The organism is Arthrobacter sp. 10N418 (assembly GCF_056394725.1).
In genome coordinates this window covers 1-4,900 of sequence record NZ_JBFTIK010000051.1, presented here as the reverse complement: position 1 = coordinate 4,900, position 4,900 = coordinate 1, and the positions used below count along the sequence as shown (strand labels likewise).

4 protein-coding genes are annotated in these 4,900 nt (G+C 60.7%); 1 reads left to right on the top strand and 3 read right to left on the bottom strand.

All coding sequences use genetic code 11. The features are described from left to right. Positions 1-247 precede the first annotated feature (247 nt). The 3 genes from AC1DCZ_RS19160 to AC1DCZ_RS19150 form a co-directional block, all read right to left on the bottom strand. Positions 248-1,255, bottom strand: coding sequence for an acetamidase/formamidase family protein (locus AC1DCZ_RS19160; RefSeq protein ID WP_476975982.1), 1,008 nt, complete (start codon positions 1,253-1,255; stop codon positions 248-250). A gap of 1 nt (position 1,256) precedes the next feature. Next, on the bottom strand, positions 1,257-2,708 hold the full coding sequence (locus AC1DCZ_RS19155) for an APC family permease (protein WP_476975981.1): 1,452 nt from the start codon (positions 2,706-2,708) through the stop codon (positions 1,257-1,259). A gap of 96 nt (positions 2,709-2,804) precedes the next feature. After that, on the bottom strand, positions 2,805-3,881 hold the full coding sequence (locus AC1DCZ_RS19150; RefSeq protein WP_476975980.1) for a substrate-binding domain-containing protein: 1,077 nt from the start codon (positions 3,879-3,881) through the stop codon (positions 2,805-2,807). A gap of 48 nt (positions 3,882-3,929) precedes the next feature. Between AC1DCZ_RS19150 and AC1DCZ_RS19145 the strand changes: the two genes are divergently transcribed. Then, a complete protein-coding gene (locus AC1DCZ_RS19145) occupies positions 3,930-4,409 on the top strand; it encodes a MarR family transcriptional regulator (protein ID WP_476975979.1) in 480 nt (159 codons plus the stop codon). The last annotated feature ends 491 nt before the right edge of the window (positions 4,410-4,900 follow it).

Here is a 4,900-nt window from a genome sequence, read left to right as displayed (position 1 = left end):
GAGAGATTACGTTGTTGTGCCGCAGCAGCGCGCGGATCGACCCTTTCATGCCGATCGACGTCGAGGCATCGCCACATCAGCCTGACCTGCAAAAACGGCTAAAAGCACAGAGAGACCAGTTTTCTCATCTACTTCTACTGGTCCCACTTCTTAGCCGATAATGGGCCATATGTCAGGGCCCAAAACCTGCCGTTTTAGAGAGTAGGCCCGGTTCGACGGGACTGCCGAACCGGGCCCTTGGATACGGCTATCGAATCTTGTATTCTGCTGCCGCTGCGCGGAGCTGGCGGTGCACTCCACCGTAGGCTTCGGCCGATTTTAGCGACCATTTCGGCAGTTTAGCCAGCATCGTGTAGTTGGGGTCGCACACGTTAGCAGCTGGAGCGAGTCCGAGCTGGCTGACGAGCTGGTAAGCATCGAGAGTGTCCATGCCGGTCAAATCGGACGCCCAAGATACAAGATCGGCCTGGCTGATACGGAACGCGTCTTCGAGCGGGCGCACTGAACCGGTGCTCATGATGTATTCGTCATTTTCAAGCCGGGGCCATGCGAGGGCGCCGCCCTTGACGACGTCGACCGCGATCACGCTGTTCATGGCGGACTCGAGGCCCGTCCCGCAAATTTCCCCCTCGCCTTGGCGTGCGTGGCCGTCGCCAAGGGAGAGCAGCGCGCCGGGTACATTGACTGGAAGGTACAGGGTGGTCCCTGCCCGCACTTCGGGAGTGTCCATGTTGCCGCCGTGGGTGGAAGGCGTGACAGCCAGGCGGACTTCTCCGCTCGCGGGGGCGACGCCTACCGTGCCGTGCATTGGGTCAAGCGGCATCGACAGCACGTATTCGGATTGGCGGGCACGGAATGTCGCTGTCCAGGATTCGAGGTCTATGTCGTAGAACCAGACCCTTTCCTCGAGCGCAGCGGACAGCATCGCTGTCTCGTGGGTAGGAGTCAGCGCGCCGAAGAGCGGGAAGGTGCTGGAGATGGCGTGGGAGCGGGCAGGCACGATTGAGACAAAGTGCACAGCCAGGACGTCTCCGACCTCTGCTCCCTCTACGTAAATCGGTCCGGACACGGGATTAAGTTCGGCGAACGGCACCACCTTGCTCGGCAGGTCCGTGTCGCTGGTCACCCGGCCGCCGAAACAATCCTCGGTGCTCAGCTCGACGATATCCCCGGGCGTAACGTTCAGTAGCGGTTGGACACCGCCGAAAGTGTAGGAATATTGGTCAGGGCGCGGCCTCAGAGTATGTACGGCCATATCAGCCAACTTCTTTCAGGTCGAGGGGTGAAGAGGCTCCGGAGGGGTCGGTCATCCGCCCCGTTTTAAGGAGGACAATTGCCACAACGACGCCGATTGCCAGCCATAGCACGCCGAGAATTTGTGCGCTGATGTTGGCATTGATGATCACCGCGACGAGGATCGCCAATCCGAGGAGCGGAAGCACCAGGTGTACGAACCATCGGCGGGACTTCTGGCGCACGATGAACCACCACACGACCGCGATGTTCAGCAAAGAGAATGCCGTCAGCGCGCCAAAGTTAACCAGGACGGAGATCTCGGTCAGACCGTTCGGCTGCGCCACGAGGTAGAGCCCAAGCACCAGCGAGATGGCGGCTACGACCAAGGTGGCGTTCACGGGTACACCGCGCTTGGGGTGAACGCGACTTAAGAATGCCGGGAGCTGGCGATCCCGGGCCATGGCGAAGAGAAGGCGGGAGGTCGCTGCCTGTGCGACCAGGGCGTTGGCGAAGCCCCACGCCACCGCTGTAGCCGCAGCCGTGAGGATGAACAGGAATGGTCCACCTGCGTTCTGCGCAGCATTGTAGAACGCAGTCCCGTCCGGATCTCCATCGGCGATAAGGCTGGCCGGGTCGTGAACAAGCATCGAGCCAACCCACGTCTGAACCACGAAAAGCACTCCGACCAGGAGCAGGGCGGCGATCATTGATCGGCCCAACGATTTGGTGGTCCCGGCATTCTCTTCGGCCAGGGTGGAGATGCCGTCAAAGCCAAGGAAGGACAGGACTGCGATCGACACCGCTCCGAAGATCAGTGACCAGTCAAACGTGTGGGCATTGAAGAAGGCATCGAAGCTGAACGTGCCCTGGCCGTTGGCGACGGCGGTGAATCCGATGACCAAAAAGACACCCAGTACGAGGAGCTCGAGCACCAGCATGATCTTGTTAACCTTGGCCGTGAACTCGATGCCCAAGTAGTTGATTACGGTGTTGAGAACCACGAAGGCGACGAGCCACATCCACAGAGGCACACCGGGGATCATTCCGTTCATGGCAATCGAAGCGGCCAAGTAAAGGAGCGCCGGGATCAGGACGTAATCCAGGAGGATCATCCATCCCGCCACGAATCCAAGGGCGCGCGTTATGCCCCGCCCGACATAGGTGTAGACAGACCCGGACATCGGGAACGCCTGCACCATCTGGGCATACGAGTTTGCCGTGCACATCATGGCGAGCATTCCTACAATGTAAGCCATGGCCACCATGCCGCCGGAGGCCTGGAAAACGCTGCCGAAGATCGCAAAGGGGGCGATGGGCACCATGAAGATCAGCCCGTAGACGAGGAGGTCGGAGAATTTCAGAGTGCGTTTAAGCTCCTGGCGGTACCCGAATTCTTCGATGCCATCGCCCGAGGCCCCTCCGTCTGTGGGGCCAGTGGCGAGGTCCAGCGGTCCGCGCGGTTCAACATTCATCGTCGATTTTCATCCAATGCTTGGCCGCAGACGGGCTCGTCCGCGGGCGGGTGATTATTTCCAGGTGGAAACGATTGGATCTTACGCACGTGTGATCTAGATGACAAGCAGGTCGTTCCCCGCCGCAAGAGCCAGCTGGGACCCGCCAGAAGAGTTGACGAAGCCAAACCGTTTTGCGTCTGCCCTTGAGGTCATACGCCGAACGGCCAGGGATGGTGTCATGGACCCCAAGAAACCGGTGAGCCATAGCTCCGCCAGCAGCGTGACCCCGTCATAACAACCCTGCGCGTAGGAGGCCGGCAGGGGCGCTGAGTCGCCGAAGCGGTCCAAATAGAGCCCAAGCAGGTTTTGATGCCGGTCGTCGTCTTGCCGAATGAAGGAGGGCATGGCGGAATACAGAAGCCCGGAGGTGTCTCCTCCGGCGGCCATGAGCGAGTTTTCGTCCAGGGCCGTACTCAGTCGTATTAACCGGCGGTCAGCCCCCATTTCTGTCGCTACGCGCTGAAACGTGATTCCGTCACGGCCGACGAGCGAGAGCAGGACGGCATCGGCGCTATTTTTTTGCGCTTCGTCCACAAGGCGTTCAGCGTCGACGGCGCCTAAGGGGACGAGCCGGTCCATTACGATGCTTTGTCCCAGTCCCCTGAGGACCTGCGAAGCAGCGCGGTGGACTTCTCGTGGCCAGATGTAGTCGTTGCCGATCAGCGCCCACCGCCGCACGCGGTGGTGCCCGATGATCCATTGGAGGGGTCGTTCCAACTGCAGACGCGGACCAGAGCCTATGAAGATTGTGCCATTCTGTCCACGCTCGCGTTCGTGCGGGGGCGTGAAGATATAGGGCAGACGGTCTCCGATGACCTTGGAAACTGCTGCGCGGACGTCGGATGTGTGCGCCCCGACGAAGCCCTGAATGAGTTCCGAGTCGACGAGCTGGCGCGCCAACCGCGCCACTTCCTCGGCTCCGCGACCGGCATCGATTGCGACAAGCTCGATGCGGACCCCGGTTCGCTCGGCTACATGCTCGGCCGCGAGCAGCGCACAGTTCAAAATGGATGGTCCCGATATCCCCATGACACCCGACAACGGTGCGAGTAAACCGATGCTCAGTGTCTCCTGTACTGGGCCACGCAGCATAAGGGCGCCCGGAAGTACTAGGCTGACTTCAGAGGTCACAGGAAGATCTTGCCGCATTAACGCTGACACTGCGATCAAGGAGGGATCATGCCCGCCATCCGAGACGATGACGGACACGACGTTTCGTTGTCACGGGTCATGACAGCCCTCGCGGCCGTCGATAAAAGCCTGCTTGACGGCCTCGCTCTGGCGCTAAGCGAGGAGGACGTCAGCGTAGAGCAATGGCGCACCCTGGACGTAATCTCGAGGCTGGGCTCGCCGACGATGGGAGAACTGGCCACTCACTCGAACATGCCCAACGCCTCGCTGAGCAGAGTAATCGACGCGCTGGAAGACGCCGCGTCGGTCTTCCGACTCCCCAGTCCTGAGGACCGTCGTCGAGTAACCGTCCAACTCTCCGACCACGGAGTGGCGCGCCTAAGCAGGATGAGAAGCGTAGTCCACGCGTGGGAGAATTCGACCAGCGCCTGGCTGGGCGCCGAGACTGTGGCCGCATTGGCCTTTGCTGTTCGGCTGACTGGGGAACGGCTCAACCAACACGACCAGAGGGTGAACAGCACACGGTAGTCACCGCGGCCTGGTGTGCAGGCCGAGGAAGTTCGTTGGTGAGGGGTTTGCTGAGCCGGTGGGGATTATCGGCCAGGGCGCCGGTGACGATTGCGGCGATGTCGCGCCTGGCCCGGTCCAGATCTGTCCTGATGCGAGAGCCAATGGATGGTTTCCTGAAATGACTCGAGGTCGTCAGCGGACGTCAACACCGCTTACGGCTGTCCGTGACGGGTGGTCCGGATCATCTCGTGTATTGTCAGCTTCCTCCACGAGCGCGGAAAGCTTGCCCTTCGCCTCGCTGAGGTTACTCTTTTCAGGCTCGGATTGCGGCCGGAAGTCAGGCCAACGAGCAGCCTGATAAACTGGCAGCGGGACGTGTTGATGTGGGACGAGTTGGCTTCCCGGAAGCCGTTCGTTGGGCGGACCCTATAGCGTGATGCTGTGACTGTTTTGCTTGGTGGGGAAGCCAACCCCATGGGATCCGTCGTGCATTTTCTTGAAGCTCCACT